The sequence below is a fragment of the Streptomyces tibetensis genome (genome assembly GCF_007655005.1).
GTDB lineage: Bacteria > Actinomycetota > Actinomycetes > Streptomycetales > Streptomycetaceae > Streptomyces > Streptomyces tibetensis.
On the sequence record NZ_SZVW01000013.1, the window covers coordinates 157,650 to 184,177 of the forward strand.

Here is a 26,528-nt window from a genome sequence, read left to right on the forward strand (position 1 = left end):
TCCCCGCTCTCCCGAAGGGCCGTGCCGCGAAGCACGCGGGTGAAGCCTGAGCCGCCGTCACCTCCCCGGGGCATGCATGAGGTTCGCCGCCGCAACCGGCAGGGCCGGCGGCACCGACGCACAGGAGGCGAGAGTGATGAAAGAACGAGTCGGGCAGGCGGGCCCCCACACCATCGACGTCCCGGTCCTCATCGTGGGCGGCTCCCTGGTCGGCCTGGCAACCTCGTTGTTCCTGGGACGGCTGGGCGTACCGCACCTGCTGGTGGAGCGCCACGCGGGCACCTCCATCCACCCGCGAGGCCGGGGCAACAACGTCCGCACCATGGAACTGTTCCGGGTGGCGGGTGTGGAGAAGGCGATCCAGGAGGCGGCCGCCACCCTGTCCGTCAATCACGGCATCCTGCAGGCGCCCACCCTGGTCGGCGACGCGGGCGAGTGGCTGTTCAAGGACATCGACCCGGGTGGCGGACTGGCCCGCTTCAGCCCCAGCGCCTGGTGCCTGTGCAGCCAGAACGACCTCGAGCCGGTCTTGCTCGACCACGCCCGCAGGCACGGCGGCGACCTGCGCTTCTCCACCGAACTGATGTCGTTCGACAGCGACCCCACCGGTGTGACCGCCGTGGTCAAGAGCCGAGAGACAGGTGAGCACACCACCATCCGCGCGGACTATCTCGTCGCCGCGGACGGCCCCCGCAGTCCCGTGCGCGAGCAGCTCGGCATCGCTCAGAGCGGACCCGGCGACCTGTTCCACAACGTCAGCCTCACCTTCCGCTCCAGCCGGCTCGCCGACGTCGTGGGCGACCGCCGCTTCATCGTCTGCTACCTGACGAACCCGGAGGCCGACGGCGCCCTGCTGCCGGTGGACAACCGCGAGAACTGGGTCTTCCACGCCCCCTGGCACCCCGAGCACGGGCAGCCCCTGGAGGACTTCACCGACGAGTGGTGCGCCGAGCACATCCGCCGGGCGGTCGGCGTCCCCGACCTCGATGTGGAGATCACCGGCAAGGCGCCCTGGCACGCCGCCCAGAGGGTCGCCCGCAGCTATCGGTCCGGGCGGGTGTTCCTCGCCGGTGACTCGGCTCATGAGATGTCCCCCACCGGGGCCTTCGGGTCCAACACCGGTATTCAGGACGCCCACAACCTCGCCTGGAAGCTGGCCGCCGTACTCGACGGCTGGGCCGGGGAGGACCTGCTGGACACCTACGACGCCGAGCGCCGTCCCGTGGCCGAGGCAACCAGCGCGCGGGCCGCGGCCCGGTCGGCCGAACACAGCCACCCGGGATTCGCCGCCCCGCCCGGAGCGGGCGGTGGTGGCCCACGGCAGGGCATCCTCAACGTGGCCCTCGGCTACCGCTACCCGCAGGGCGCCGTCGTCGGCGCCGACCCCGCCTCCCCGGTGGTGCCGGAGAGCCTCGACCTGACCGGCGGACCCGGCAGCAGGGCGCCGCACCTGTGGGTGCGCCGCGGGGACGAACGGATCTCGACGCTCGACCTGTACGAGCGGTCCCTCGTCCTGCTCAGTGACGCCGCGGACCCGAACGAGTGGCACGCGGCCGCTGTGCGCCTCGCCGGCGAACTGTCCCTCCCGCTCACGTCGTACCGGGTGGGCACCGGAGCCCAGGCCGATCTGGCGCCCGAGGACGCCACCGACTGGGCGGAGCGCCACGGCACGGGACCGGGGGGCGCCGTGCTCGTCCGGCCCGACGGCTTCGTCCTGTGGCGGTCTCCGGGGCCGGAGGCGGAGGCCGAGGCGGTGCTGCGCGAGGTCCTGCGGACCGGACTGGCAGTCGCCTGAGCGTCACGCGCTCCGCTCGCGTGAGGCGTTCTGCGCGAGTCCTGCCCCCGGCGGCGGCATCGGCCGTCTTCGCCACCGGCGCCTTTGACGCCGGTGGCGAAGACGGTGACACGACAGGAGGACACCGGGGCGCGGATGCGCACATCACCTGACCGGGGGACCGCGACCGGCGGGCCGAGGAGCGGCCGACGGCCGGGGTCTCCTGAGCTCATCGGGTCCGGGCGTCATCCGCCCCGTCACTCACGTACTTCACCCGAGTCGCGCGATGTGCGGGGACGGGCACAGGATCGAGGAACGCTGACGTCGCATCACTGCGGCCAACGTTCACTTTCCCCTCCGCGAAGGAGATGTGCGCAGGATGACCACCACATCCGAACGGGTTGCAGGTTCGCGGGCGCAACAGGCGTCGCACCATGTCTCGCAGTCCGTGTTCGACGGTTCCCGGCTCCGAGTCGTCCTCCTGGTCGACGTCCACGACGGCGCCCACCAGGAGTTCCTCGACGCCTACGAACAACTGTGCAACCAGGTCGCGTCCGTCCCCGGGCACGTCAGCGACCAGCTGTGCCAGTCGATCGAGAACCCCTCGCAATGGCTCATCACCAGCGAGTGGGAGAGCGCCCCGCCGTTCCTCGCCTGGGTCAACAGCGAAGAGCACGTGCGAATGGTCGAGCCGCTGCACAGCTGCGTGCGCGACACCCGGTCACTGCGCTTCCACGTAGTCCGCGAGACAGGCGGCCCGGCGGCGGGCGCCGACCCGGCGGAGCGCAGGCTCCAGACGGCGCCCAGGATCGGCGACGGCGTCATCCGGCACGCGCTCACCTTCACCGTCAAGCCGGGCAGCGAGGAGATCGTCGCCAAGATCCTCTCCGACTACGCCTCGCCCGAGCCGCAGGTCGACGACACCACCCGGCTGTGCCGCACCTCCCTGTTCATGCACGGCAACCGCGTGGTGCGGGCCATCGAGGTGCGGGGCGACCTGCTGGCCGCGCTGCGCCACGTCGCCCGGCAGCCCGAGGTCCGGGCCGTCGAGGAGGCCATCAACCCCCATCTGGAGCAGGACCGGGACCTCGACGACCCCGAGTCCGCCCGGGTCTTCTTCACCAGGGCCGCGCTGCCGGCCGTCCACCACGTGATGGCGGGACGGCAGGACCCCCAGGCCGAGCGGTACGCCCTGTACTACCCGGCCCGGCCGGACCTCGGCATGAAGCTGGCCGAACTCCTCTCCCGCAGGGACGAGGCGGCGGCGGACGACCCGCGCAGCCCGATCCTGCGCAGCACCATCTTCCAGCGCGACGACGTCGTCGTACGGCTCATCGACGTGCGCGACGGAGTTGAAGCCGCCGACCCCGTCCAGATCCTGGGTCTCACCGACTCGGAGCAGGTGGCCGAGCTGACGACGCTCCTGGACGACGCGGGCACGGACGCCACCGCGTCGAAGGACGGCGGCATGGCGCGTCTCCTCGACATCGCGCGCATGGACCTCGTCACCGACCGCCGGTCGCCCGACGCCTGATTCACCGCACCGTGGGAGAGGCGGTGCCCGCCTCTCCCACGGTCGTGCAGCACATCAACGGAGGAACGCGTGATCACATCTCGTCCCAGAATCGTGAGCATGAGCGACGTGGAGCCCAACCGCCGGCGAGGCGGTGACCTGCGTGCCATGCTCACTCCGGCCGCCGTCGGCGCCACCAGCGGTTTCATGGGCGTGGCCCTCATCGAGCCCGGTGACCGCATCGCCGAGCACTACCACCCGTACTCCGAGGAGTTCGTGTACGTGGTGTGCGGGCAGCTGGAGGTGGACCTCGACGGCGAGCCGCACCCGCTGCAGCCCGAGCAGGGGCTGCTGATCCCCCTCAACGTGCGCCACCGCTTCCGCAACGTCGGCGACGTGCAGGCGCGGATGGTCTTCCACCTGGGCCCGCTGGCCCCGAGCCCGCCGCTGGGCCACGTCGACACCGAGGAAACCGACGCCGAGTCCGCGGTGGTGGGGGCGGAGGCAGCCGCACGACGTCAGGTCCGGTCATGACGCGACGAGTGGTGGTCACCGGCATAGGCATCGTCGCCCCCGGCGGCATAGGCGTACCGGCCTTCTGGAACCTCCTGGAGACCGGGCGCACGGCGACGCGGGCCATCACGTTCTTCGACCCGTCCGGTCTGCGTTCCCGGATCGCCGCCGAGTGCGACTTCGACCCGGCTGCCCACGGTCTGGACGTGCGGGACGTGGAACGCTGCGACCGCTACATCCAGTTCGCCATGGTCGCGGGCGACGAAGCGGTACGGGACGCCGGCCTCGACGTGAGCGCCGAGGACCCGTGGCGCGTCGGTGTCTCGCTGGGCACCGCCGTCGGCGGCACCACCCGGCTGGAGAACGACTACGTCCTGGTCAGCAGCAGCGGACAGCACTGGGACGTGGACCACCGCAAGGCGGGCCCGGAACTGCACCGCGCGTTCTCGCCCAGCACGCTCGCCTCGACGGTGGCGGAGCGCTTCGGGGCGCGCGGCCCGGTGCAGACCGTCTCCACGGGCTGCACCTCCGGGCTCGACGCGGTCGGGTACGCCTTCCACACCGTGCAGGAGGGCCGGGCCGACGTGTGCATAGCCGGTGCCTCGGACTCGCCGATCTCCCCGATCACCATGGCGTGCTTCGACGCGATCAAGGCCACCTCCCCGAACAACGACGACCCGGCCCACGCCTCGCGCCCCTTCGACGCCGACCGCGACGGGTTCGTCATGGGTGAGGGCGGTGCCGTACTCGTCCTGGAGGAGCTCGAGCACGCCAGGGCCCGCGGCGCCCACGTGTACTGCGAGCTCGGCGGGTACGCCACCTTCGGCAACGCCTATCACATGACCGGCCTGACCAGCGAGGGCCTGGAGATGGCCCGGGCCATCGAGGACGCCCTGGACTGCGCACGGCTCGACCCCACCGCGATCGACTACGTCAACGCGCACGGCTCGGGCACCAAGCAGAACGACCGCCACGAGACCGCCGCGGTGAAACGGGTCCTGGGACCGCACGCCTACGACACCCCCATGAGTTCCATCAAGTCGATGGTGGGCCACTCCCTGGGCGCCATCGGAGCGATCGAACTCGTCGCCTGTGTGCTGGCCCTGGCCCACCAGGTGGTACCGCCGACCGCGAACTACGAGACGCCCGACCCCGAGTGCGACCTGGACTACGTCCCGCGCGTCGCCCGCGAGCGCAAGCTCGCCAGTGTGCTCTCGGTGGGCAGCGGATTCGGTGGCTTCCAGTCCGCGGTGGTCATGAACCGGCCGAGGGAGAAGACACGATGAGCGAACCCCGCATACGGCGCGCGGCGGTCACGGGAATCGGTGTGGTCGCGCCCAACGGAGCCAGTACCGAGACCTTCTGGAAGTCCACCACGGAGGGCATCAGCGCCCTGGAGCGGATCACCCGGGAGGGCTGTGAGCACCTGCCGCTGCGGGTGGCGGGCCTCGTGCGCGACTTCGACCCGTCGGCGGCGATCGAGGAACGCTTCCTGGTCCAGACCGACCGGTTCACCCACTTCGCGATGGCCGCGGCCGACCTCGCGCTGGACGACGCCCAGCTGCACCGGCCCGAGACCGACGAGGCGCCGTTCTCCGTGGGCGTGGTCACCGCCGCCGGTTCGGGCGGCGGTGAGTTCGGACAGCGCGAACTGCAGCAGTTGTGGAGCAAGGGCAGTCGCTTCGTCGGCCCCTACCAGTCCATCGCCTGGTTCTACGCGGCCAGCACCGGCCAGATCTCGATCCGCCGGGGCTTCAAGGGCCCCTGCTCGGTCGTCGCCGCCGACGAGGCCGGCGGCCTGGACGCCCTCGCCCACGCGGCGCGGGCCGTGCGGCGCGGCACCGAGGTGATCGTGGCCGGTGCGACCGAGGCGCCGATCGCGCCCTACTCGGTGGTCTGCCAGCTCGGCTACCCAGAGCTGAGCACCGTCGACGACCCGACCCGTGCCTACCGTCCGTTCACATCAGCGGCCTGCGGGTTCGTGCCCGCGGAGGGCGGCGCCATGGTCGTGGTGGAGGCCGAGGGCACGGCCCGGGCACGAGGCGCGCGCGTGCGGGCCCACCTGGCCGGACACGCGGCGACCTTCACCGGAGCCTCCCGCTGGGAGGAGTCCCGGGAAGGCCTCGCCCAGGCCATCCGAGGAGCCCTGGCGGAGGCCGGCTGCGCTCCCGAGGACATCGACGTCGTCTTCGCCGACGCCCTCGGCGTACCCGAGGCGGACCGCGCCGAGGCCCTGGCCATCGCCGATGCTCTCGGGGCGCACGGCACCCGCGTGCCCGTCACCGCGCCGAAGACAGGGATCGGCCGGGCCTACTGCGCGGCGCCGCTGATGGACGCCGCGACGGCGGTGCTCTCGATGGAGCACGGCCTGATCCCGCCCACCCCCCATGTCTTCGACGTCTGCCACGACCTCGACCTCGTGACCGGCCGGGCCCGTACCGCCGAGGTACGCACGGCACTGCTTCTGAGCCGGGGACTCATGGGGTCGAACTCGGCGCTCGTGCTGCGGCACGGCGCCACCGACGTCTCGCACTGAGGCGCCGTGGAGCAGGAGAGGAAGGGAATGGCATGACCGACCGCATCACGGTGGAAGAGCTGGCCGAACTCATGAAGAAATGCACCGGTGTCACCGTCACACCGGAGGAGCTCCGCCGCGACGACACGGCCTTCGCAGGGCTCGGCGTCGACTCGCTGGGGCTGCTGGGCATCGTGGGCGAGCTGGAGAACCGGTACGGCACGCCGATGCCGACCGACGCCGAACGCTCGAAGTCGCCCCGGCAGTTCCTCGACCTCGTCAACAGTGCACTGCTGACTGGAGCATGAGATGACCGGACACACACAGAACGAGATCACCATCGCGGCGCCCCTGGACCTGGTCTGGGAGGTGACCAACGACCTGGAGAACTGGCCGCAGTTGTTCAGCGAGTACGCCTCCGTCGAGATCCTGTCCCGCCAGGGCCACCGGACGACCTTCCGGCTGACCATGCACCCGGACGAGAACGGCACCGTGTGGAGCTGGGTCTCGGAGCGCGAGCCGGACCGCGAGACGCTCACGGTCAAGGCCCGCCGGGTCGAGACGGGCCCCTTCGACCACATGGACATCCACTGGCGGTACGAGGAGGTACCGGCCGGCACGCGCATGGTCTGGACACAGGACTTCGCGATGAAGCCGGACGCGCCGGTCGACGACGCGTGGATGACCGACAACATCAACCGGAACTCCAAGGTGCAGATGGCCCTGATCCGCGACCGCATCGAGAAGATCGCAGCGGAGCGCGGTGCGGCGCACCGTCTGAACGACTGAGCCGGACGGAGACCCACCCCATGCACCAAGCTCTGATCGTCGCCCGGATGGCCCCCGGATCGGCACCCGACATCGCCAAGGTGTTCGAGGAGTCCGACCGGGGCGAGCTGCCGCGGCTCGTCGGGGTGACCCGGCGCAGCCTCTTCCAGTTCGGCGATGTGTACATGCACCTCATCGAGGCCGAGCGCGATCCCGGCCCCGCCATCGCCAAGGTCGCCGGGCATCCCGAATTCCGGGACGTCAGCGAGCGGCTGGCCGCGTACGTCAGCGCGTACGACCCCGAGACATGGCGTTCCCCCAAGGACGCCATGGCCCAGCGCTTCTACCTCTGGGAGCGCGAGACGGCCGGCTGACCACCGCCCGTGACCACCGGTCGCCGGGTCCGCAGCGTCGCGGACCCGGCGACCGGTGGTCTGCCGGACGATTCCCGGCGTACGAGGACCGCGGGACGCGGTCGCATCGGCCGGGAACCGGCACGAGGACCGCGCTACGCCGTCGGATCAGCCGGGAACGTGGCAGTCGAACGCGTGCAGGTAGGGGTTGACCGGGTTGATGTCGTCGATGACCAGGCCCGCCTCGGTCAGCCGGTCCACCATGCTCCGGGTGGTGTGCTTCGCCCCGCCCACGTTGAGGAGCAGCAGCAGGTCCATCGCGGTGCTGAACCGCATGGACGGCGTGTCGTCGACGAGGTTCTCGATGACCACGACCCGCGTCCCGGGACCACCGGCCTCACGGACGTTGCGCAGCGTGCGGGCCGTGCTCTCGTCGTCCCACTCAAGGATGTTCTTGATGACGTAGACGTCGGCCTGCACGGGGACGGCGGTCCGGACGTCGCCGGGCACCACGCGCGCACGGTCCGCGAGGTCACCGCCCGCACGCAGTCTCGGCAGGGCGTTCTCCACCACCCGGGGAAGGTCGAGCAGCGTCCCGTGCATCGTGGGGTACTTGTCCAGCAGGCTCGCGACCACGTGCCCCTGGCCCCCGCCGATGTCGGCGACGGACGCGCTCTCCGACAGGTCGAGGAACTCGGCGACATCGCGCGCCGACTGCACGCTGGAGGTCGTCATGGCCCGGTTGAAGACGTCGGCCGACTCCGGGGCGTCCTCGTTGAGGTAGGGGAAGAACTCCTTGCCGTACAGGCCCTCCACCACATTGCGGCCGGTGCGCACCGCCTCGTCCAGCTTCGGCCAGACGTCCCAGGTCCACGGCTCGGTGCACCACAGCGAGATGGCGCGCAGGCTGTCGGGGTCGTCCTCGCGCAGCAACCGGGAGACGTCGGTGTGCGCGAAGGTCCCGTCCGGCTGCTCGGCGAAGACGCCGTAGCAGGACAGGGCCCGCAGGAGCCGTCGCAGCGGGCGGGGTTCGGCCTTCACCGCGGTCGCGATGTCCTCCACGGCCATGGGGGTGTCACCGAGCGCGTCGGCGACCCCCAGCCGGGCGGCCGCGCGCAGGGCGGCGGCACATGCCGCCCCGAATGCGAGTTCCCGCAGTCGCATGGACGGCGCAGGGGCAGGCTGAGTGGTCGTCATGTGCCGCCTTCCTTCCTTCTTGGGTCATGTGAAGCACGAGGATCACGGGGCGTTCGTGCGAGCCCCGGGTTCACGAGAAGCGGGGCCGGCGGTCAGCACAGGCCGGTGGGCCGGGACGAGCCGCAGGAGTTGTCCTGGAACGTGTTGCCCTGACCGGTGTCCGTGTTGACCAGGTCCGCGGGGGAGTTGCCCTGCAGCAGGTTGTCGCTGATCCGGTTCCGCTCGCTGGGCATGCCCACCAAGCTCTTGAACAGGACGATGCCTCCCGACAGGGAGGAGTTGCCGACGTTGTCCTTGATCACGTTGTGAGTGATCAGGTTGTCGTCCGCGCCCGTCACCACGACGCCGGATCCCTGCAGGGCGTCCAGCCGGGCGGTCTTCGGGCAGAACTTGTTGTTGCGCTCGATGCGGTTGGCGCGCACGGTCACGAAGCCGGCCTTGGGCTTGTTCTCGTCTCCGACGACGAAGACCGCCGCGCAGTTGCCGGTGAGGTGGTTGCCCTCGACGGTCAGGTTGCGCAGCCGGCGGACGGTGACGCCGATCCGGTTGCCCTCCAGCCGGTTGTGCTCCACCACGGTGCCCTCGGTGTCCACGGCCCCCTGCTCCTCCTTCACCGTGTTGGCGAGGAGCAGACCGGCGTCGCCGTTGTTCCGGGCCGTGTTGCCGCGGAACACGCCACGGAGCGAATACTCGCTGGCGATGCCCCACACCCCGTTGCTGACGGCGGTGACGTCCCGCACGGTCAGCCCGTCGGCCTCACGGGCGTAGACGCCGGTCTTGTCGAAGCCGGTCACCGTCAGGGAGGAGATGGTGACGTCGTCGGCGCCGTGGTCCTTCGTGCCCACCACACAGATGCCGTTGCCGGCCGCGGCACAGCTGTCGGCGGCCTTCGCGAGGGGCGATGCGGTGCTCGGGGCGGTGCTCGTGCCCTCCGCCGGCCGGAGCACCGTGCCGCGGCCCATGCCGTGCAGGGTGAGCCCGGGCGTGGTCACGTTGACGCTTCCGTAGTGGGTGCCGCGTGCGAGCAGCACGGTGTCGCCCGGCCGAGCGGCGTCCACCGCCTTCTGGATCGATTCTCCCGGTTGTACGACATGGACCGTGTGGGCGGCGGTGGGCGGAGCGGCACCGAGCCCCGTCCCGACCAGCGCCGCCAGGCACGCCAGAGGTGCGATATGACATTTCTTCATATCGCGCAGGTTATGTCCCTTACGCTCCGAACCAGCGGCTTGGTCCATCCGGCGGCGTGGCCCGGCCGCGCACCGGCCAGCCACTGACCCCCTCGCGGCGCTCCACCGTGGCTTCAGGGGCTGACCATGGCGGGCAGTCGCTTTTGGACGTCTGTGGGGGCGTCACGTCACCCCCGGGGCAGGAGGAGTCGGGCGAGAGTGGCGGTTGCGAGGAGGAGGGCGGCGACCATGAGGAGGCCGACGCGCATGCCCGGAAGGGAGAAGACGCCGCCGGATCCGGAGAGCAGACCTCCGAAGAGGGCGACGGCGAGCGCACCTCCGGTCTGGCGAAGGGAGTTGAGGAGCCCGGAGGCGGTCCCCGTCCGCTCCTGCGGGACGACGTCCATCAGCAGCGCGGTCACGGCGGGCACCGCGAGCGCCCCGCCGACGCTGAGCGGCAGCAGCAGGACGAGCACGAGCCACAGCGGGGTGTGCGCGCCGAGCGGCAGCATGGCCAGCATCGCTCCGGTGAAGACGAGCTGCCCGGTGACGATGACCCGGCGTCGCCCGACACGCTCGGCGAGGCGAGGTGACACCAGGTTGGTCGCCGTCACGACCGCCGACATCGGCACGAACATCAGCCCGGCCGCGACGGCCGACATGCCGCGCAGCTGCTGGTAGTACAGCCCGAGCAGGAAGATCCCGCCGTAGAAGGCGGCGTTGACGGCGAAACCGACGGCGAGTGGGACGGCCACCCGGCGGTCCCTCAGCAAGGCCGGCGGAACCATCGGCCGAGGGTGCCGGGCCTCCACCGCGCGGAAGGCGCACCCGGAGACGAGCGCGAGCGCGGCAGCGCCCAGGACGGGTCCGCTGGTCCAGCCCAGGTGGCCGCCCTCGATCACGGCGAACGCCAGCCCCGCCAGGGCCGCTACGGCGGTGAGCTGGCCGGCGAGGTCCAGCGCGGCGGGCCGGCGCGGAGAACGCGGCACCCGCACCAGCAGGCCCAGGACGGCCGCGCCCACGGGAAGGTTGAGCAGGAAGACCGCCCGCCAGCCGGCCGTGTCGGTGAGCAGCCCGCCCAGCACGGGCCCCGCGGCCATCGCCACCGAGCCGCCGACCGTCCACAGGGCGATGGCCCGGGCGCGCGCCCGCGCGTCCTCGTAGGCCTGCCGGATCAGTGCCAGCGAGGCCGGCATGACGATCGCGGCGGCAGCGCCCTGCGCCACGCGCGAGGCGATCAGCACACCGATGCCGGGTGCCAGCGCACAGGCGAGGGACGCGAGGGTGAACAGGGCGATGCCCCAGGTGTAGGCGCGGCGGGCGCCGGTGCGGTCGGCGAGTGCGCCTGCCGAGAGCATCAGCGCCGCGAACATCAGGGTGTAGGCGTCAACGACCCACTGCAGTCCGGACATTCCGCTGTCGAGGGAGCTCCGGATCGAGGGCAGCGCGATGTTCACGGCCGAGACGTCGATGGTGATCACTGTGAAGCCGAGCAGCGAAGCGACCAGGGCCGCGCCGCCTCGCCGCGGCGAGGGGACGGTCTCGGAGGGCGGCACGACTGGCCGGGCCCGGTCCGGCGTACGGTGCCCCGGCCCGGGTGCCGGCGGCTCTGCCTCGGGCCCGGGACCGGAGGCGGTTGAGGAGGCCAGGGGAGGGGTGGCCGGCATGGTGAGCTCCTGAGATCCGCGAGAACGACTGGGGAAGGGACGACCGGGCGGGCGGCTGCGGCGACCGGGGCCGCGGTCCGGTGTCGTGCACCCCCTGGGCTCCGGCGGCCGGGCCGCCCGCTCCACCGCCAACTCTCCGCCCGACCCGCGGCTCCCGACAGACCGCACTCTGCCCAGGGTGCGGCGTTCCTGGCCCTGACACGGCCCCCCACGCCTCTTGACCGCCTGCGACAATGACCGGGTGACAGCAGCAGCGGATGCGAGGGGCACGGAGCTCGGCCGATACCTGAAGGCCCGCAGAGCGCAGGTACGCCCGGAGGACGTCGGTCTCCCGGCCGGCGCGGGCCTGCGCCGCACTCCCGGCCTGCGCCGCGAGGAGCTGGCCGCGCTGGCCGGAGTGAGCGTCGACTACTACATCCGCCTGGAGCGCGGCCGGGAGACCAATCCCTCTCCGGCCGTCGTGGAGGCCCTCGGCCGTACCCTCCGGCTGCGTGGCGACGGCTTCGAGCGCCTGCACGAGCTCGCGGAGCTGGCCTCAGGCCGCGTCTCGGAGCTGCCGGCCTGCTCGGACCACGACGTACGCGACTCGGTGCTGCGGATGCTGGAGTCGGTGCGTCCGCTGCCCGCCTACGTGGTGAGCCGGTACAACCGCGTCCTGGCCGCGAACCCGCCCGGTCGGCGGCTGATGCCCGGGCTCTGGGACTGGCCCGAGGAGCAGCGCAACCTGACGCGCTACGTCTTCCTCCACCCGGTCGGCCGGAGGCTCTACGAGCCGTGGGAGGCGACCGTCGCCCTGTCGGTCGCGCATCTGCGGGCGGTCGGCGGGGCCGACCCGGACAGCCCCGAGCTCACCGCACTCGTCGGCGAACTGATGCTGAAGTCGCCGCAGTTCGCACGCCTCTGGGAGCGGTACGACGTCTGCGAACGCGGCGGCGGCCAGAAGGTGTTCCGGCATCCCAAGGTCGGCCCGATGACCCTGACCTACGAGGTCATGCGACTGGCCAGGACGGGCGGCCAGCGCATGGTCGTCTACCAAGCAGCCCCCGGCACCCCGGACGAGGCAGCCATGCTCCGCCTGGACTCCCCGGACAGCCGCCCGGAGCCGGCAGCCCCCGGACACGCGCAGCCGGCCGACGCCCCGGCCACGGCAAAAGCCTCCGCCCACTAGTGCCGCATCAGACAACGTTCGCCCTGCTCATCGATGAATCGGCACGCGCAGAGCGTGATCCATGCCGGGTTCTCCGCGCAGCCCGTACGCCGCGGCAATCCCGCCTTGCCCGTTGCAACACGGCCACGCCATCACCGCCAACGCGCCCTCTTCGAGCAGGAGTTCACACCATGATCCGAACCACGAACCTGCCCTGGACCCGCATCCCGTTCTCTCGTTGGGGGAAGGGGCAGCTCAACCGGCGGGCGTGCCCTGCGCCCACACCCCGAACCACTGCTCGGCGTCGTACTCCTCGAACCGCTCCACCTCGGTGAACCCCAGCTTCATCGCCAAGCGCAGCGCACCCTCGTTGGCGGTCTGGGTGCAGAGCACCACCGGCTCGCCGGGATGCGCGTCGGCGAACCAGCCGAGCGCCGCCGCGCACGCCTCGGCGGCATAACCGCATCCCCAGACTTCCGGCAGCAGCAGGTAACCGAGTTCGGCCTCCTCGCCCTCCGGCCGGACGTGACCTGGACGCTCCGCGCCACGCCGGTCAAGTGTGACCATACCGATCATCGCCCCGTCGAGATCGATCACGAAAAGGCCGGAACGACGCCCGGGTACCTCGGGAACGACACGCTCGAGCTCATCACGCGGTCGGGCGCCACCGACGTAGGTGCCCACCTCCGGCGACGCGAACAGCTCGATGAACGCCACACGGTCCCCTGCCTCGGACGCGCGGAGCACGAGCCGTTCGGTCCGCAAGGGGGCGGGCGGCCGGCCGAGGGGCCCGGGCCCTGGTTCAGTCATGGCGGGCAACTTATCGCAAGAGGGCTCACCAGCAGTGCCCCGGACCAGCGCTCAGAAGGCCCCGGCCGGGGGCTGTGGCATTCCTGTCGGCCGGGCTCCTGCCGTCAGCTGTCCGCGGACTCGGGCTGTGCCCCGGTCTGAGGTGAGGCCTTCCCGCCCTGCGCCGGCGCGCTGTAGAAGACGGACCTGCCCTGCTTCGAGCGCTCGGCCCCGCTCTTGGCCACGAGGCCTTCGAGGGTGACGCGTACGACCTTGGGCGAGATGTCGCGGCCGGGGTGGGCCTGGCCGAGCGCCGTGGAGATCTCGGCGGCGGAGCGCGGCTCCTTCTGCTCGGCGAGGTGGCGGCGGATGAGCTCGACCAGGGTCAGCTCGGCGGCCTGTGCGGTGTCCGACGTCTTGGCCGCGGACTTGCGGGCCGTCTTCTTCGCGGGGGCGGCAGTCGACTTGCGTGCCTTCTGCTTCCCGCCGGCCGAGGCAGCGGCCTTCTTCCGTCGCGGGGAGGGCACAGTGGCGCTCTTGGACTCGACTGCGGACCCGGTCTGGGCCTGCGTGATGCCGAGTGCCTGCTGCATGCTGACCAGCACGCTGTGGTCATGTTGCAGAGCGGCGAGCTGCTCCTGCAGGGAGGCGATGTCCGCGCTGATGCGCTCCTGTTCCTTCAGGTTTGCGTCAAGGTCGCCCGTCACCTGGGCGATGTACTGCGATGCCAGTTCGGTGGCGGGAGTTGCTGTCTCGGGCATGGTGCTGACCCTTCCTGTGTACCGCACGTCGTCTTGGTGGGAGATGGTACGGACAAGAGCAGAGGCTTGTTCCCGATGAGCAGCGTCCTTTTGTTCGACGTCAGCATCCGGTCGGCGATGTTCGGTGTCAACGGGACTGTGTACAGGACGAGTTGACTCCCGGGGCGGGAGTTGCAGCTGCCAGAAGACTTCATCGGCGCCCGCACAGGCGGGTGAACGTGCCGGTGTCTGCGGGCGTGAAGGCGGGGCATACGGGCTGCATCCCCTTCGAGAGGAGCTCGTCATGCTCGGCATAGTCGCGGCAGTGTTGTTCTTCCTGGCGTTCCTGATCAACGCGGCTGAGATCAGCACCAACGATGTGTTCTCTTCGACGAACGTCATGTTGCTGGGACTGATGTGCCTGGCTCTGCAGGTGGCCGGCGTCGGTGCCGGCTGGGCCCGCCGACGCTGACCTCACGCTCCGGCAGGTCCGGTGACGTCTCGCCACCGGACCTGCGCCGGCCCTGAAGGCGGCTGGACGGGCCCGTTACCCGAGGTGCATGCGCCCGCTACATCCCGGTGCCCCTCAGTCCGACGCCCGCCAGGTAGCGGCCGAGGTGCTCAGGGCTGTCAGCAGCCAGACCGATGTGGTGATCCGGGCGGACGAGGAACAACCCGGTGCCCAGTTCCTGCGCGAGCGGTCCGCCGGTCACCTGGTGGGTGTGCAGACCCGCTGCCTCGGGGGGCGCAGCACACTTCACCGCGAGCAAGGTGAAGTCCGGGCCTCTCAGCAGGTCGAAGAGGCTTGGGCAGGGGCCTTCGGTGGTGACGCACGGGAGGTCGGGCACGCGGTCGCCGGCCCGGAAACCGGTCGGAGCACGGCGCTCCCGCGCGTCGGTCGAGAGCTGGCTGTCGCGGTAGTGCACCGACAGCAGGTGGCAGACCCGCCCCCGGTGGCGTGCCTGCTCGTCGGCGTCCTGGGGTTTGCGGCCGGCCCGGTACAGGCGCGTGCTGAGGTCCAGCGTGTCCGCCGCGGCGGCCCGGCGCTCGGCTTCGTAACTGTCCAGCAGCGTGTCCGGGGCATGGCGGTCGATGACCTGGCCCAGCTTCCAGCCGAGGTTGTAGGCGTCCTGCACGCCGATGTTCAGTCCCTGGCCACCGCCGGGCGGGTGCACGTGCGCGGCGTCCCCGGCGAGGAAGACGCGCCCCTGACGGAAGCGTTCGGCCAGCGCGACACGGGGCCGGTAGAACGAGAACCACCGCACGTCGGTGACGGCGTCGGAGGGCAGATGGGTACGAGCGGCGACCAGACCGCGCACGGTCTCGGGCGTCGCGGTGAACTCCCCGCCGGTGATCTTGGCGTTCAGCTGGAAGTCGTTGGTTCCGGGCAGTGGACACAGCAGCAGTTCACCTGCCGGGTCGGGCCAGATGTGCCAGTGGTCGCGATCCAGCCCCTCGACGCGTACGTCCGCCACCACGGCCGGGCGCAGCCCGCCCTCCTCACCCTTCATGGCGACGCCCAGGGACTCGCGTACCGTGCTGTGGCTGCCGTCGGCGCCCACCAGGTAGAGCGCCGACACCAGGTGGCGGTCACCGTCGGAGTGCGTCACCTCGGCCGTCACATGCGTGTCGGTCTGGGTGAGGGAGGTGAGCCGGACACCGCACTCCAGCGTCCCGCCCAGGTCGAGCAGTCGATCGCGCAGGATGTCCTGCGTACGCCACTGAGGGACCAGCCATGGCCGCGGGTACCGGGACACCGGAGCCTCGGGATCCGGCTGGATCAGCTGCCACTCGCCCTGGCGCTCACCGTCACGCCAGGTCTGCATGGGCGGGAAGGGGGAGCCGGCGGCCATCAGCGCGTCGGCGACACCGAGGTCGTCGAAGGCCTCCAGCGTGCGTGACTGCAGGCTCTTGCCGCGCGACCCGGGGAGGAGCTGGTCGGCGGCCTCGATGACATGGGTGCGCACACCACGCCTGGCCAGGTCGCAGGCGAGGGTGAGACCGGTGGGGCCGCCGCCGACGATCAGCACGTCCACGGCCGGCTGCTGCGGTGTCTGAGGGGCCGGATCGGGCATGTCTCCCCGCTTTCTGCCGTTTGACACGGCAGTGGGTGCATGGAGCGGCGCTCTGCCGCACTATGCGAAATGTCCCCCTCGGGCCGGGTGGCCGCGTCCCGGACCCGCCCACATGGCCGCACCGCCGCACGCGCACAGGAGTACCCATGGCTCACGTCGCCGCCTGCCCCTTCGACTTCAGCGAGCAACTGGTCTTCGACCCGTCACTCGTACAGCTCATGGCCGGCGGCCCGGTCAGCCGTATCCGACTGCCCTACGGCGAAGCCGACGCGTGGCTGGTCACCAGCTTCGACGGCGTACGTCAGGTGACGACCGACCCGAGGTTCAGCCGGGCCGGGATCGTCGGCCGTGACTACCCCCGGATGACTCCCGAGCCGATTGTCTCCCCGGAGTCGCTCAACGTCATGGACCCGCCGCGCAGCACAAGACTCCGTCATGCCGCCGCCCGGGCCTTCACACAGAGCGGCGTGAAGCGCATGAGGCCGGCCATCGAACAAGTGGCCCACCGCCTCGTGGACGAGATGATCGAGCACGGCCCCCCGGCCGACCTGGCCCGAGGTCTGTCCGAGCAGCTGCCCAACCACACCATCTGCGCCTTGCTGGACGTACCGGCCGCGGACCGGCCCCTCATGCTGCGCTACACCCAGCAGATGCTCACGACCGCCCCCGGAGCCAGGCAGGCGGCGGCCGAGGCCAAGCAGTTCCTGCGCTCCTACTTCACCGCGCTCGTCGCCGAACGCCGGGTGGCAGGGGGTGATGACCTCATCAACACCATGGCGGCCTGCGAGCAGGGGGAGGAGCCCCTGAGCGACGACGAACTGGCCGTCCTGGCACTGACTCTCATCCTCAGTGGCAACGACACGGCGACCTGTCAGATCAGCAATATCGCCTTCACCCTGCTCACCCGCCCCGAACTCTCGCACCTGCTGAGGCGCAGTCCCGAGCAGTTGCCCCGGCTGCTGGACGAACTCCTGCGGCACATCCCCTTCCGCAAGGGCGTCGGCATTCCGCGCATAGCCCTGGAGGACGTGAAAGTGGAGGGAGTGCTGATCCGCGCGGGTGACTTCGTCCACGTCTCCTATCTGGCGGCCAACCGGGACCCGGCGGTGTTTGCGGACCCTGATGCCCTGGACGTCGGCCGTTCGCCTCATCCCCATATGACGTTCGGCTGGGGCAACCATCACTGCATCGCCAGCACGCTCGCGATCGCCGAACTCAGCACCGCGATCGGGGTCCTGTTCACCCGCCTGCCCGGGCTGCGTCTGGCGGTTCCGGCCGAGGCCGTGCGCTGGGACACCCGCACCATCCGGCGCTTCCCCTTGGAGCTGCCCGTGACGTGGTGAGACCTCAACCGGGCGAATCCGGTCCCGGCCCGTCTCTGCTCGGTGCGGGCGGGCTACGCCTTCCTCACGACAGCAGCATGCGCGTCCACGCGATGGCGAGGAAGGTGCAGGCGAGCGTGAACAGGCCCTGCACCACAGCCGTGACGGGCATCCTCAGGCGCGCGTGAACGACGGCGCCGGCTGCCGCCACCGCCGGAACGCCCCAGATGACGAGCCACGCCAGGACCGGGGTGTCGGGGGAGCGTGCGGTCGACGGGGAGTACGGCGAGTGCGCCGTGCCCAAGCCGACCGCGACGAGCAGCACCACGGCGACGACGACGATGACCGCGTCCGCGACCAGGAGCAGCAGGGCGACGGCGACGTCGATCAGCCGGGAGGGACGCTCTCGCCGGGAGGGCGCGAGAGCGTCCTGGTCATCCGTGAGCGGTGGGGCCATGACATGACTGCACCACGGAATGACGCGTTCGACACCTTCCATGACCTGGAAGGATCCGACTGTGACCATCGGCCGACCGAGGGGCGTTGGTGTTGCTGCGGAGCTTTCTCGTTGGACGCCTCCACCAACTTGCCGTGCCGGGCCGGCCGGGTGGTCAGTCCAGTGCGGGGCGTGTGCGGCGTGCGGGCCGCCCGACTGCGGCGTACCAGACCAGGGCCGCACATATGAAGGCCGTGGCCGCGGAGACCAGTGACCTTGAAAGGGTGTCGTTCCGTGCGCCGGAAACGAGGGCGACGGCCAGTGCCAGTGTCAGGGCGATGACGGGCAGCGGACGGGGAATCCGCGTGGCGCCTGGCGCGGTGGCCGGCGGCAGCAGCCAGGTTGCGAGGCCGTAACAGGCACAGGCCAACAGTGTGGCTCCCAGTACTTCGCTGGGCCGGTGGCCGCCCATGGTCGCGGTGGCGGCGGCGATGCAGGCGAGCCACAGCACACCGGCCGTGGCGACGTAGGGGCGGATGCGAGGGGAGACCACGAGGACGGCGGCGAGGGTCAGCGCGGCGGGGATGGCCGTGTGCCCGCTGGGAAAACCCTGATCAAGGAGATTCTCGGGCGCGCCCACCAGATCGGGGCGGGGCATGGTCGATTTGAGCACCTCCTTGCCTCCGGTCGCGAGAATGACGACCCCGAGCGCCGCGCACCCCTGCCGCCAGCACCGCCGCACCAGGGTGAGGACCACGATGACGGCCAGGCCCGCCATCAGGGTGGGCTTGGCGGTCAATTCCATCGGCGGCAGGGGTGTCGAGCCGTAGGCCGATCCTGACAGGGGGTAGATCCACGCTTCTTCGCCGCCCTGCTTACCGAAATGAAACAGGGCGTTCTCAGCTCGTTGCCCCCACGGGGTGCAGATGGCGAGCAGGTAGACCGTCAGGAACCCCAGGGTGTACAGCAGTGCCGGTATCCACGGCCGTGTCGTACGCGACGGGCTGGTGTCGTCGGGGGCCTCGGGGGCCTGCTTTGAGGCCTCCGGACGGTGCGCGGGCAGGGTCGGAGAATCGTGCTGAGTCATCGCTGTGTTTCTTCCGTTGAGGGGAGTTCGGTCACGCACGTCTTGTGGCACGACGTAGGCCGCCGGGCTCGGTCGGCTCACCGGGGGGCCGCTCCTATTCGGCGAGTGCCTGCCCCTGCCGGCGCTGGGCGGCGATCGCCAGGGCGGGGAGGGGTGCGATCAGCAGGAGGAGGACGACCAGGTCCGGAAAGGACTGCATGAACGCGTCCGGCCGGACGACGATCGCCTGCGTGCGGACGATCGCGACCGCCGCGACGGGGATCAGCCACCGATAGTCGCCGGTGGCTGCCGTCGCCACCCACGCGCCGAGCAGCGCGGCGACTTCGAGGACGAACAAACCGCGCTGGAAGGCCGGACTGACGGAGATGATGTGCAGGCCTCCGGCCACGGCCATGGCGAGCACGACGGGGACCAGCCAGCGGTACGAGCGGCGTCGTAGACGGCTGGGACGGCAGAGCGCCAGCACGGCGCACGCGGCGCACAGTGCCCCCGAGAGCGCCAGGTCACGGGCCGTTATCGGGGCGCCCAACCCGTAGTAGCTCAAGCCCGCCTTGCCCTCGTCGCCGAAGAGGGTGCGGCCGTGGCTCGTGGCGCCGGCCCAGATCATGGCTGCCGCGGCCGGCAGCGCGATCCACGCCTTGCCACGCAGCAGAGCGATCAGGCACCCCAGCGGGAGCAGTCCGTAGGGCAGCAGCCGTACCCGCGTGGGACCTCCGGCCCATGGGTACCAGCCGGAGAAGTGGAAGGCGATGGCGTGCTGTCCGGGGTCGATGCGCAGTGCCCAGTGCCACACATCCTGCAAGTACGGAACCAGCGCCAGCGCGGCGAGGGCCAGGGTGGCCAGATGGATGCCGTCCAGCCACCACGGCCGCGTGGTGTCGTCAACGGTGGCACGGGCGCGGGCCTGCACCCCGGCAGACGCCAAGGCGGCGACTTCCCGCGGCGGGGGCCAGGAGCGGCCGGGATATGCCTCGGCCAGGCAGGCCAGTAACTCCCCGCCCTGCCGGGAACGGTAGGACTTGGGATAGGCCGCAAGCAGCAGACGATTCATGCGGGGGCCGCTCCGGCATCCCGCGCGCGTCCGATGACGACGGCCGCCGCCTGCTGCATCCGCAGCGCTTCCCGGCCGAGCGCCTCGGTGCCGTCCTCGGTGAGCCGGTAGTAGCGCCGCGCCCGCCCGTCCACGATCTCCTCATGGCCGGCGGCCACCAGCCCGGCCCGCTCCATCCGCTCCAGCGCGCCGTAGAGGGTGCCGACAGCGATCCGCAGCCGCCCGTCGGTGGCCTGCTCGGCGGCCTTGATGATGCCGTACCCGTGCAACGGACCATCCATGAGCGCAGCCAGGATGAAGTACTGCGGTTCCGTCAAGGGCGGATTCTGTCTGGTCATGCGTCGAGCATATATCGAGCTACGAAATATATCTGTCAGCCTGGATGACCCGGCAGCGCCTCCACGCCCGCGGCGGACGTCACCCTCCGCCAACTGCTTGGCCAGATGTTCTTCGAGTTAGTCCAGTTCCGCGCGCCGGGTACGAGCCGAGCGCGACGAACTCGCGGTCGCTGAACGGGTTCTTGAGCGGGTGAGGGAGCAGCTCGCCAAGGAGCGTGCTTCGGCCGCGCCGACGCCCGGGCCGGTGGGCGGCCGGGCGGTGATGCTGATCCCGCACCGCACGTCCGGCGTCGAGGAGGGGGCTCTGCCGTCGGACTACCGGCGCATTCTCGCCGCCGTGCGGCAGGGCGCCGGACCGGTCATGGCCCGGCAGGTCGGCGAGATGCTGGGGGTGGACATCAGCGCGCGGTCCGGACTGGAGCCGCTGCGCGGGAAGCTGGTCAGGCTGGCCGACCGCGGGCGTTCCCACGACAGAGGGGTTTGCATGTGCCGTAGCGGCATGTGGTCCAGTAGGCGGCGAGCACGACATTGAGAGGTTCCCTCGCATGCCCCTTCCTGCGATTCCCCGCCGGGTCAAGATCGGCGATGCCGCCGCGTTCGCCGGGACCACACCCCGCGCCATCCGCCACTACCACGCCATCGGGCTCCTCGCCGAACCGGAACGGGGCAGCGATGACCGCCGCCGCTACGGATACGGCGACATGATCCGCCTGCTGTGGATCCGCAGGATGGCCGATGCGGGTATCTCCCTGGATGACATCAACGCCGCCTTCAGGGGCACCACCGGCATCGAGCAGTCCCTGGCCCGCCTGGAGGAGTCCCTCGCTTCCAAGGCTGCCGCCATCGAGGCCCAGCGGGCCGCCGTGAACCGTCTCCGCGAGGTGGGCAGCCCCCTGGGCCTGCTCTCACCGCTGGTCACTGGCCGCCTGCGCGATCTACCGCCCGGAGCCCTGCGCTCCGCCGACCTCGATACCCTCCTGGTCACGGAGCGCATCTTCGGCCCCCTGGGCGCCGCTGTCCAGGCCGACCGGTTCATCGTCCTGGCCACCCACCCCGAGCTGCGGGCCGAGGAGGACCGACTGGCCGAGGCCGAGGCGGCCCTGGACGACACCATGTCCCCCGACGACCCCCGCATCGAAGACCTGGCCGCCCAGCGATGTGATCACGAGGCCGCCCTGGCGGCCGCCATCGAAAGATCCGGCCTGGAAGAGGCCCTCACCGTGCTCCTGGACCGGGAGGACGAGCACGCCGGCGAGGAAGAAGACGGGGCGAGGATGAGCGTGAGGGAGACCATCGGCAAGATGCCGTACGACTTCTCCCCGGCCCGCGTCCGGTACGAGGAACGTGTCATCGAACTGTTTCACTCGGCCGATCAGGACGGCGACAGGGACCCACGGATTTGCTGACCGGCGTCGGCGAGAGCGAGCCGACAAGAGCAGCCCGGAGTGGTGCGGCGCGAGCGTAACCCCGGTGTCCCCGGCGGCCGTTGGAATGGTGTGACGAAAACCGAAGAGTACGCCGAGGGTGCCTGCCCGCTTGCTGCGCTTCCTCGCCCTCACCGACGAAAACGGCCGCCTGATCTGGAGATCCGCCGCCCCGCCCGAACGCACCCACGACATCACCGCAGCCCGCCACGACCACATCCTGGCCCACGCGCGCCGCCGGCCTCGGCGCCCTTGCGGACCTCGGCTTCCGCGGCCTGGACAACGACGTACGCAACGCGATCGTCACAGGTTTCCACGCCACCCGCACCCACAAGCTCACACCCGGCCAGAAGGAAGCCAACCGCGTCCTCGCCGTCGGACGGGCGCCGGTCGAGCACGGATTCGCCCACCTGAAGAACTGGCGGACTCTCACCACACTCCGCATCGCCCCCGCCCATGCAACCCGCCTCCTGCGCGCCCTGCGCACTGCTGCTCGATGCCCAGGTCGATCCGTGGTATCCGCACAGTGCGTGACATCTGGACGAGACTCCCGGCGGAGCCTAGCGTCCTCCAGCAGAAACGCGCACGTTTCAACAATTTCCCAAGTTCTCGGGTGGGTTCTTCCGCCCGGCGTCGGCGAGGCCATGCAGGCGTGGGGCTCCGGCGACACGTTCTCCCGTCTTTGCGAAGAAAGGCATGGATGCCATGCTCCGTCGCGCCTGCTTGCTCCTGTCGGCCCTGCTCGTGGGCGTCCTCGGACTCCTCTCCGCCGGTGCGCCCGCCCAGGCCGCTTCGGTCACCGTGACCAACGCGACCCAGTTCACGGACACCACCGGAGCCGTGGTCCACGCCCACGGCGGCGGTGTGATCAAGGTCGGCTCGTATTGCAGGGCGCGACCGGCCTGAAGGTGAGCCTCCCGGCAGCAGCGCCGTTCCAGGCCCACGCGTACGTCCTGAAGCTCGAGTTCTCCGGTCAGATCCCCGGCCTGCGCCCCCCGCGCGGTGCCGTGGCCTTCCCGGACTCCGGCTACCGCGGGCCGGCCGCGGTGCTCGCCGTCGGCGACTACGACGGTCAGCAACTGGAACTCGCAGGTCTCGGCCCCCGCAGTCTGTCCTCACTGCGGCTGGCCCCCGGCTACCAGGTGACCGGCTACTCCGGAGACGAGTGCACCGGCACCTCGTGGACCTTCACCACCAATCTCCCCGACCTGCGGGGCACCGGCGGCAACGACAAGGTCGCCTCGCTGCGGGTCCAGTTCGCGCCGTCCTCGTACTTCCGGATCACCAATGTCACGGACGGCCTGGCCCTGGACTCCGGCGGGGACGTCGCTTCCGGCTCCGACCTCAAGCAGTGGAGCTGGGACAACTGCCCCAACCTGCACTGGCAGGTGGTCGAAGTCGGCGGCGGCTACTACAAGTTGGTCAACCGCGCCAACGGCATGGTGGCCGACGGCTGGGGTGCCGCCGCCGACGGCTCCACCGCCCGACAGGCCGCCTGGAACAGTGGCAGCAACCAGCAGTGGCGTATCACCCACAGGGGCGACGGCCGCTACGATCGCCAACCGCACCACCGGCCTAATCCTCGACGGCGGGGGCAACGTGCCCTCCGGCTCCGTCACCAAGCAGTGGTCCTACGACGGCAACACCAACCTGATGTGGACCCTCACGGCTCTGTGAGGCCCACCGCCGGTCAGTACGCCACGGTGATGCGGCGCCGGATCGCTTCGCCTTTCTCCACCTTGTCCACCAGAGCGACCGCGTAGTCCTCGGCGCTGATGAAGCTGCTGCCGTCCTCGGCGGTCAGCAGGTCGTCGCCGCCGAGGCGAAAGGTGCCGGTGCGCTCGCCGGGAGCGAGACCGTCTACGCGGGCGGTGACACCGCGCCTCAGCAGGACGGCAACAAGGCCGCGTTCGAGAAGGCGCTCCCCGGCATATCGCTGAACATCGTCGTGGCTGCAGCAAGTGGATCCCGACGGCGCGTGGACCGGCATCTTCGTCGATGCCTTCTCCACCGTCTGCAACGTCGACAAGGCCGGCTCGAACCCACCCGGCTCGGCCCGGGACCTGCTCGACCCGCGCTGGAAGGGGAAGATCGTCTCGACGTACTCCAACGACGACGACGCGGTCCTCTACCTCTGCAAGACCATCGGACCCGGCGTGGATCGGGCACCTCGTCCAGTACCTGGGCCAATATGCGCATGTCAGCAAGCGAGCATGGGAGGTCGACGTCCTCGCGGTGGCATGTGAGGACGTCGATCAGGGAAGATGACACGCGAACGCGACCCCTGTTCATGATCCATGGCTTCGAGAACCTTGATCATTAGGGGTCGCGTCTCGTCATCCAGCCGGGCAAACCGACTGACTACCACTATTCCCGGGTGAATCGCTCATCACGCCGATCGAGAACGCATCAGCCTGGCGTGGAGAGCGTAGTGGAGATCATCCCGGTTACCGGAGGAGTCTTCCGTGGAGGGTGCTGGGGCAGCAGAGTTGCTACTGGGAGTCATAGTGGTGCTGGGCGCATCCGTGCAGTGGCTCACCGGAATGGGATTCGCGCTGGTCGCTGTACCCGCGCTCGTTTTACTACTCGGGCCCGCCCAGGGCGTGGTGCTCGCGAATTGTGCGGCCGGCGTCATAAGCATCGTCGGACTTACCACGGGCTGGAGACAGGTGAGGCTCGGCACAATGATTCCCCTGGTCATCGCGTCCGCGTGCACCGTCCCGATGGGCTCCTGGGTGGCGGCCCGACTGCCCGAACCCACACTGCTGGCTGGCGTCGGCATTCTGGTGACGGCCGCGGTGATATGTGTGATACGAGGCTTGCGCATATCTGCCCTGAGCGGATTCAAGGGAGCAGTCACTGCCGGCGCGGTCGGCGGATTCATGAATTCTGCGGCCGGTGTGGGCGGGCCACCGTATTCCTTATATGCGGTGAACGCAGGCTGGCCGGTGCGAGAATTTGTTCCAAACGCACAATTTTATGGAATTACGGTTAACGTGTTCTCGGTCACCGCGAACGGTGCGCCGCAGCTGAGCGGTACGGCGTGGGCGGTGGCCACGGCCGCCCTGGCAACGGGCGCGCTCATCGGCAGGGCACTCGCGCCGAGGGTTCCTGAGCAGTGGATCCGGCGACTCATTTTCGCCCTGGCGCTTGTCGGCGGCCTTTCCGTCCTGATCAAGGGCCTATGGGGGATGCGATGAGCTCCGTCGCTCGATCTCACCACGTGAGAACGCATCAGCCCTGCTGAGCGAGCGGGTCGGGGGTGGCTCTCCAAGGACGGCACAGGGCGGGGAAGCAGGCGGCCGCGGCCAGCGCGAGGCCCAGGACCGACGCGGCCATGGGCAGGGCCGTGTTCCGGCCGCCGAGGCCGGCCAGGGCTGGGGCGAGAGCGCCCATGAGGAACTGGGTGGTGCCCAGCAGCACCGAGGCGCTGCCGGCCGTGTGCGGGGCGCGCTGAAGGCAGAGAGCCGTGGTGGTGGGCAAGATCATACCGACGGGGCAGGCGACGAGGAACAGGGCAGCCGCGATCCAGGGCAGCCCCGCGTGCGTGGTCGTGACCAGCAGGACCAGGGTGGTGCCTGCGCAGGCGAGCACGGTCAGGCCCGCCGCCAGGATGCGGTGCGAGGGGAAACGGGCGAGCAGGACCTTGCCGTTCAGCTGACCCGTCGCCACCATGCCGATCGAGTTGAGGGCGAACAGCAGGCTGTAGGCCTGCGGGGAGGCGCCGTAGATCCGCTGGAGGGTGAAGGAGGAGCCGGCGATATAGGCGAACAGGGCCGCGAAGCCGAGGCTGCCGGTGAGCAAGTAGCCGGTGAGAGGGCGGTCTTGGAGCAGGCCGCGCATGGTGCGCAGGGTGATGGCGAGTCCGCCGGGACGGCGCCGGGGGAGAGGCAGAGTCTCGGTCAGCGAGGCGGCGGTGGTGGCCAGGATGGCCAGGCCGAGCAGGGCGAGGGCGAGGAAGACGCCGCGCCAGGAGGTCAGGCGCAGCAGCTGGGCGCCGAGCACCGGAGCCAGGATCGGCGCGGTACCGGAGACCAGCATCAGCGACGACAGCAGCCGGGCCGCGCCCGGGCCGTCGTACAGGTCGCGGACGACGGCCCGGGCGATGACGAGGCCCGCCGCGCCGGCCGGCCCCTGCACCGATCGCATGCCGATGAGGATCGCCGGGTCCGGCGCGACGGCGCACACGGCGCCCGCCACCACGTACACGGTCAGCCCGGCCAGTAGCGGCCGTCGCCGGCCGAGGGTGTCGCTGAGCGGGCCGATGACCAGCTGGCCCACCGCGATGCCCACCATGAACGCGGTCAGGGTGAGCTGGGTGACGGCCTGTGAGACACGCAGATCCTCGCTGACCTCGGGGAGCGCGGGCAGGTAGAGGTGTCGCTGAGCGGGCCGAGTGCGGTCAACGAGCCCAGGATCAGGACGAGAGGCAAGCGACGGGGGCCGACTGCCCGGACGGTGGCCCGGACCTCCGTGACGGTGGCGACGGCCGGGTGTGTTTCTGGCATGGATGGTCCAGGGATGCGGGAGTGGAGGCGGGCCGGGAGCGCCGCCGTGGCCGCCGTGCCGGTGCCGACCGGACAGGACGGACACCGGCACGGGACGGAGGAGACCCTGCTCCGCCTCAACGGCCGAGATGGGCCCTCAGGAGGT

At 70.6% G+C, this 26,528-nt stretch carries 27 protein-coding genes and 3 pseudogenes; 18 read left to right on the forward strand and 12 right to left on the reverse strand.

Annotated elements, in window-relative coordinates; genetic code table 11:
* Positions 1 to 136: 136 nt before the first annotated feature.
* The 8 genes from FDO69_RS22875 to FDO69_RS22910 all read left to right on the forward strand — a co-directional run bounded on the left by FDO69_RS22875 (position 137) and on the right by FDO69_RS22910 (position 7,457).
* Entirely contained in the window at positions 137 to 1,795 is a 1,659-nt protein-coding gene (locus tag FDO69_RS22875; protein WP_104781717.1) for an FAD-dependent oxidoreductase, read from the forward strand.
* A gap of 358 nt (positions 1,796 to 2,153) precedes the next feature.
* On the forward strand, positions 2,154 to 3,308 hold the full coding sequence (locus tag FDO69_RS22880; protein WP_104781718.1) for a SchA/CurD-like domain-containing protein: 1,155 nt from the start codon (positions 2,154 to 2,156) through the stop codon (positions 3,306 to 3,308).
* Positions 3,309 to 3,377: 69 nt separating this feature from the next.
* The gene (locus FDO69_RS22885; RefSeq protein ID WP_170320929.1) at positions 3,378 to 3,821 is read left to right on the forward strand and encodes a cupin domain-containing protein; all 444 of its coding nucleotides are present in this window, start codon (positions 3,378 to 3,380) and stop codon (positions 3,819 to 3,821) included.
* Entirely contained in the window at positions 3,818 to 5,086 is a 1,269-nt protein-coding gene (locus FDO69_RS22890; protein ID WP_104781720.1) for a beta-ketoacyl-[acyl-carrier-protein] synthase family protein, read from the forward strand. Before FDO69_RS22885 ends, FDO69_RS22890 begins: the two co-directional genes overlap by 4 nt.
* A complete protein-coding gene (locus FDO69_RS22895) occupies positions 5,083 to 6,336 on the forward strand; it encodes a ketosynthase chain-length factor (RefSeq protein ID WP_104781721.1) in 1,254 nt (417 codons plus the stop codon). Before FDO69_RS22890 ends, FDO69_RS22895 begins: the two co-directional genes overlap by 4 nt.
* 32 nt (positions 6,337 to 6,368) lie before the next feature.
* Complete coding sequence (locus tag FDO69_RS22900) at positions 6,369 to 6,623, forward strand: acyl carrier protein (protein ID WP_104781722.1); 255 nt, start codon at positions 6,369 to 6,371, stop codon at positions 6,621 to 6,623.
* Between the two features lies 1 nt (position 6,624).
* Positions 6,625 to 7,104 carry an SRPBCC family protein gene (locus tag FDO69_RS22905; RefSeq protein ID WP_104781723.1) on the forward strand — a complete coding sequence of 160 codons (480 nt, stop codon included), beginning with the start codon at positions 6,625 to 6,627 and terminating at the stop codon, positions 7,102 to 7,104.
* A 20-nt stretch (positions 7,105 to 7,124) separates the two neighbouring features.
* Positions 7,125 to 7,457, forward strand: coding sequence for a TcmI family type II polyketide cyclase (locus FDO69_RS22910; protein ID WP_104781724.1), 333 nt, complete (start codon positions 7,125 to 7,127; stop codon positions 7,455 to 7,457).
* Between the two features lie 147 nt (positions 7,458 to 7,604).
* Here FDO69_RS22910 and FDO69_RS22915 read toward each other — a convergent pair whose 3' ends face one another.
* The 3 genes from FDO69_RS22915 to FDO69_RS22925 form a co-directional block, all read right to left on the reverse strand.
* Positions 7,605 to 8,633 (reverse strand): methyltransferase, encoded by a 1,029-nt coding sequence (locus tag FDO69_RS22915; RefSeq protein WP_104781725.1) that lies wholly within the window; start codon positions 8,631 to 8,633, stop codon positions 7,605 to 7,607.
* 92 nt (positions 8,634 to 8,725) lie between these two features.
* Complete coding sequence (locus tag FDO69_RS22920; RefSeq protein ID WP_104781726.1) at positions 8,726 to 9,820, reverse strand: right-handed parallel beta-helix repeat-containing protein; 1,095 nt, start codon at positions 9,818 to 9,820, stop codon at positions 8,726 to 8,728.
* 167 nt (positions 9,821 to 9,987) lie between these two features.
* Entirely contained in the window at positions 9,988 to 11,466 is a 1,479-nt protein-coding gene (locus tag FDO69_RS22925; protein WP_104781727.1) for an MFS transporter, read from the reverse strand.
* A 241-nt stretch (positions 11,467 to 11,707) separates the two neighbouring features.
* Here FDO69_RS22925 and FDO69_RS22930 point away from each other — a divergent pair, with 241 nt between their 5' ends.
* On the forward strand, positions 11,708 to 12,634 hold the full coding sequence (locus FDO69_RS22930) for a helix-turn-helix domain-containing protein (protein WP_234388040.1): 927 nt from the start codon (positions 11,708 to 11,710) through the stop codon (positions 12,632 to 12,634).
* A gap of 234 nt (positions 12,635 to 12,868) precedes the next feature.
* On the opposite strand, the gene FDO69_RS22935 is transcribed toward FDO69_RS22930, so the two are convergent.
* Together FDO69_RS22935 and FDO69_RS22940 are read right to left on the reverse strand one after the other, a co-directional pair.
* On the reverse strand, positions 12,869 to 13,423 hold the full coding sequence (locus FDO69_RS22935) for a GNAT family N-acetyltransferase (protein ID WP_104781728.1): 555 nt from the start codon (positions 13,421 to 13,423) through the stop codon (positions 12,869 to 12,871).
* A gap of 104 nt (positions 13,424 to 13,527) precedes the next feature.
* Entirely contained in the window at positions 13,528 to 14,163 is a 636-nt protein-coding gene (locus tag FDO69_RS22940; protein ID WP_104781729.1) for a hypothetical protein, read from the reverse strand.
* Positions 14,164 to 14,446: 283 nt separating this feature from the next.
* Here FDO69_RS22940 and FDO69_RS41305 point away from each other — a divergent pair, with 283 nt between their 5' ends.
* Positions 14,447 to 14,614, forward strand: a complete 168-nt coding sequence (locus tag FDO69_RS41305) for a hypothetical protein (protein WP_167526659.1) — start codon at positions 14,447 to 14,449, stop codon at positions 14,612 to 14,614.
* Positions 14,615 to 14,711: 97 nt separating this feature from the next.
* On the opposite strand, the gene FDO69_RS22945 is transcribed toward FDO69_RS41305, so the two are convergent.
* Positions 14,712 to 16,217: an FAD-dependent oxidoreductase gene (locus FDO69_RS22945; RefSeq protein ID WP_104781730.1), complete on the reverse strand. Its 1,506-nt coding sequence runs from the start codon at positions 16,215 to 16,217 to the stop codon at positions 14,712 to 14,714.
* A 146-nt stretch (positions 16,218 to 16,363) separates the two neighbouring features.
* Between FDO69_RS22945 and FDO69_RS22950 the strand changes: the two genes are divergently transcribed.
* Positions 16,364 to 17,560, forward strand: coding sequence for a cytochrome P450 (locus FDO69_RS22950; RefSeq protein WP_104781731.1), 1,197 nt, complete (start codon positions 16,364 to 16,366; stop codon positions 17,558 to 17,560).
* 64 nt (positions 17,561 to 17,624) lie between these two features.
* Here FDO69_RS22950 and FDO69_RS22955 read toward each other — a convergent pair whose 3' ends face one another.
* The 4 genes from FDO69_RS22955 to FDO69_RS22970 form a co-directional block, all read right to left on the reverse strand.
* A complete protein-coding gene (locus FDO69_RS22955) occupies positions 17,625 to 17,996 on the reverse strand; it encodes a hypothetical protein (protein WP_104781732.1) in 372 nt (123 codons plus the stop codon).
* A gap of 154 nt (positions 17,997 to 18,150) precedes the next feature.
* Complete coding sequence (locus FDO69_RS22960; RefSeq protein WP_104781733.1) at positions 18,151 to 19,062, reverse strand: phosphatase PAP2 family protein; 912 nt, start codon at positions 19,060 to 19,062, stop codon at positions 18,151 to 18,153.
* Between the two features lie 94 nt (positions 19,063 to 19,156).
* Positions 19,157 to 20,113, reverse strand: coding sequence for a hypothetical protein (locus tag FDO69_RS22965; RefSeq protein ID WP_104781734.1), 957 nt, complete (start codon positions 20,111 to 20,113; stop codon positions 19,157 to 19,159).
* Entirely contained in the window at positions 20,110 to 20,451 is a 342-nt protein-coding gene (locus tag FDO69_RS22970; protein WP_104781735.1) for a PadR family transcriptional regulator, read from the reverse strand. The genes FDO69_RS22965 and FDO69_RS22970 overlap by 4 nt, the downstream gene beginning before the upstream one ends.
* A 190-nt stretch (positions 20,452 to 20,641) precedes the next feature.
* Between FDO69_RS22970 and FDO69_RS22975 the strand changes: the two genes are divergently transcribed.
* The 5 genes and pseudogenes from FDO69_RS22975 to FDO69_RS22990 all read left to right on the forward strand — a co-directional run.
* Positions 20,642 to 20,983 (forward strand): hypothetical protein, encoded by a 342-nt coding sequence (locus FDO69_RS22975; protein WP_234388041.1) that lies wholly within the window; start codon positions 20,642 to 20,644, stop codon positions 20,981 to 20,983.
* 13 nt (positions 20,984 to 20,996) lie between these two features.
* Positions 20,997 to 21,857, forward strand: a complete 861-nt coding sequence (locus tag FDO69_RS22980) for a MerR family transcriptional regulator (RefSeq protein ID WP_104781736.1) — start codon at positions 20,997 to 20,999, stop codon at positions 21,855 to 21,857.
* Positions 21,858 to 22,174: 317 nt separating this feature from the next.
* Positions 22,175 to 22,288 (forward strand): annotated as a pseudogene (locus FDO69_RS42145) (IS5/IS1182 family transposase); the annotation flags it as partial.
* A 292-nt stretch (positions 22,289 to 22,580) separates the two neighbouring features.
* Positions 22,581 to 22,760, forward strand: a pseudogene (locus tag FDO69_RS42150) (beta-xylosidase); the annotation flags it as partial.
* A 2-nt stretch (positions 22,761 to 22,762) separates the two neighbouring features.
* Positions 22,763 to 23,552, forward strand: a pseudogene (locus tag FDO69_RS22990) (RICIN domain-containing protein); the annotation flags it as partial.
* 13 nt (positions 23,553 to 23,565) lie between these two features.
* On the opposite strand, the gene FDO69_RS42155 reads toward FDO69_RS22990, so the two are convergent.
* Positions 23,566 to 23,865 carry an NAD(P)-dependent oxidoreductase gene (locus tag FDO69_RS42155; protein ID WP_234388042.1) on the reverse strand — a complete coding sequence of 100 codons (300 nt, stop codon included), beginning with the start codon at positions 23,863 to 23,865 and terminating at the stop codon, positions 23,566 to 23,568.
* Between FDO69_RS42155 and FDO69_RS42160 the strand changes: the two genes are divergently transcribed.
* Positions 23,837 to 24,121, forward strand: a complete 285-nt coding sequence (locus FDO69_RS42160; RefSeq protein WP_234388043.1) for an ABC transporter substrate-binding protein — start codon at positions 23,837 to 23,839, stop codon at positions 24,119 to 24,121. The two genes, FDO69_RS42155 and FDO69_RS42160, sit on opposite strands and share 29 nt — an antisense overlap.
* 261 nt (positions 24,122 to 24,382) lie before the next feature.
* Complete coding sequence (locus tag FDO69_RS23005; protein WP_267896250.1) at positions 24,383 to 25,075, forward strand: sulfite exporter TauE/SafE family protein; 693 nt, start codon at positions 24,383 to 24,385, stop codon at positions 25,073 to 25,075.
* 34 nt (positions 25,076 to 25,109) lie between these two features.
* On the opposite strand, the gene FDO69_RS23010 is transcribed toward FDO69_RS23005, so the two are convergent.
* Positions 25,110 to 26,474, reverse strand: coding sequence for a multidrug effflux MFS transporter (locus FDO69_RS23010; protein ID WP_324827036.1), 1,365 nt, complete (start codon positions 26,472 to 26,474; stop codon positions 25,110 to 25,112).
* Positions 26,475 to 26,528 lie beyond the last annotated feature (54 nt).

Excerpts from the sequence above, each read along its gene's own strand:
- FDO69_RS22875 (WP_104781717.1), top strand. The coding sequence starts at position 137 with ATGAAAGAACGAGTCGGGCAGGCGGGCCCCCACACCATCGACGTCCCG.
- FDO69_RS22880 (WP_104781718.1), top strand. The coding sequence starts at position 2,154 with ATGACCACCACATCCGAACGGGTTGCAGGTTCGCGGGCGCAACAGGCG.
- FDO69_RS22890 (WP_104781720.1), top strand. The coding sequence starts at position 3,818 with ATGACGCGACGAGTGGTGGTCACCGGCATAGGCATCGTCGCCCCCGGC.
- FDO69_RS22895 (WP_104781721.1), top strand. The coding sequence starts at position 5,083 with ATGAGCGAACCCCGCATACGGCGCGCGGCGGTCACGGGAATCGGTGTG.
- FDO69_RS22900 (WP_104781722.1), top strand. The coding sequence starts at position 6,369 with ATGACCGACCGCATCACGGTGGAAGAGCTGGCCGAACTCATGAAGAAA.
- FDO69_RS22905 (WP_104781723.1), top strand. The coding sequence starts at position 6,625 with ATGACCGGACACACACAGAACGAGATCACCATCGCGGCGCCCCTGGAC.
- FDO69_RS22910 (WP_104781724.1), top strand. The coding sequence starts at position 7,125 with ATGCACCAAGCTCTGATCGTCGCCCGGATGGCCCCCGGATCGGCACCC.
- FDO69_RS22915 (WP_104781725.1), bottom strand. The coding sequence starts at position 8,633 with ATGACGACCACTCAGCCTGCCCCTGCGCCGTCCATGCGACTGCGGGAA.
- FDO69_RS22920 (WP_104781726.1), bottom strand. The coding sequence starts at position 9,820 with ATGAAGAAATGTCATATCGCACCTCTGGCGTGCCTGGCGGCGCTGGTC.
- FDO69_RS22925 (WP_104781727.1), bottom strand. The coding sequence starts at position 11,466 with ATGCCGGCCACCCCTCCCCTGGCCTCCTCAACCGCCTCCGGTCCCGGG.
- FDO69_RS22935 (WP_104781728.1), bottom strand. The coding sequence starts at position 13,423 with ATGACTGAACCAGGGCCCGGGCCCCTCGGCCGGCCGCCCGCCCCCTTG.
- FDO69_RS22940 (WP_104781729.1), bottom strand. The coding sequence starts at position 14,163 with ATGCCCGAGACAGCAACTCCCGCCACCGAACTGGCATCGCAGTACATC.
- FDO69_RS41305 (WP_167526659.1), top strand. The coding sequence starts at position 14,447 with ATGCTCGGCATAGTCGCGGCAGTGTTGTTCTTCCTGGCGTTCCTGATC.
- FDO69_RS22945 (WP_104781730.1), bottom strand. The coding sequence starts at position 16,217 with ATGCCCGATCCGGCCCCTCAGACACCGCAGCAGCCGGCCGTGGACGTG.
- FDO69_RS22950 (WP_104781731.1), top strand. The coding sequence starts at position 16,364 with ATGGCTCACGTCGCCGCCTGCCCCTTCGACTTCAGCGAGCAACTGGTC.
- FDO69_RS22955 (WP_104781732.1), bottom strand. The coding sequence starts at position 17,996 with ATGGCCCCACCGCTCACGGATGACCAGGACGCTCTCGCGCCCTCCCGG.
- FDO69_RS22960 (WP_104781733.1), bottom strand. The coding sequence starts at position 19,062 with ATGACTCAGCACGATTCTCCGACCCTGCCCGCGCACCGTCCGGAGGCC.
- FDO69_RS22965 (WP_104781734.1), bottom strand. The coding sequence starts at position 20,113 with ATGAATCGTCTGCTGCTTGCGGCCTATCCCAAGTCCTACCGTTCCCGG.
- FDO69_RS22970 (WP_104781735.1), bottom strand. The coding sequence starts at position 20,451 with ATGACCAGACAGAATCCGCCCTTGACGGAACCGCAGTACTTCATCCTG.
- FDO69_RS22980 (WP_104781736.1), top strand. The coding sequence starts at position 20,997 with ATGCCCCTTCCTGCGATTCCCCGCCGGGTCAAGATCGGCGATGCCGCC.
- FDO69_RS42155 (WP_234388042.1), bottom strand. The coding sequence starts at position 23,865 with ATGCCGGTCCACGCGCCGTCGGGATCCACTTGCTGCAGCCACGACGAT.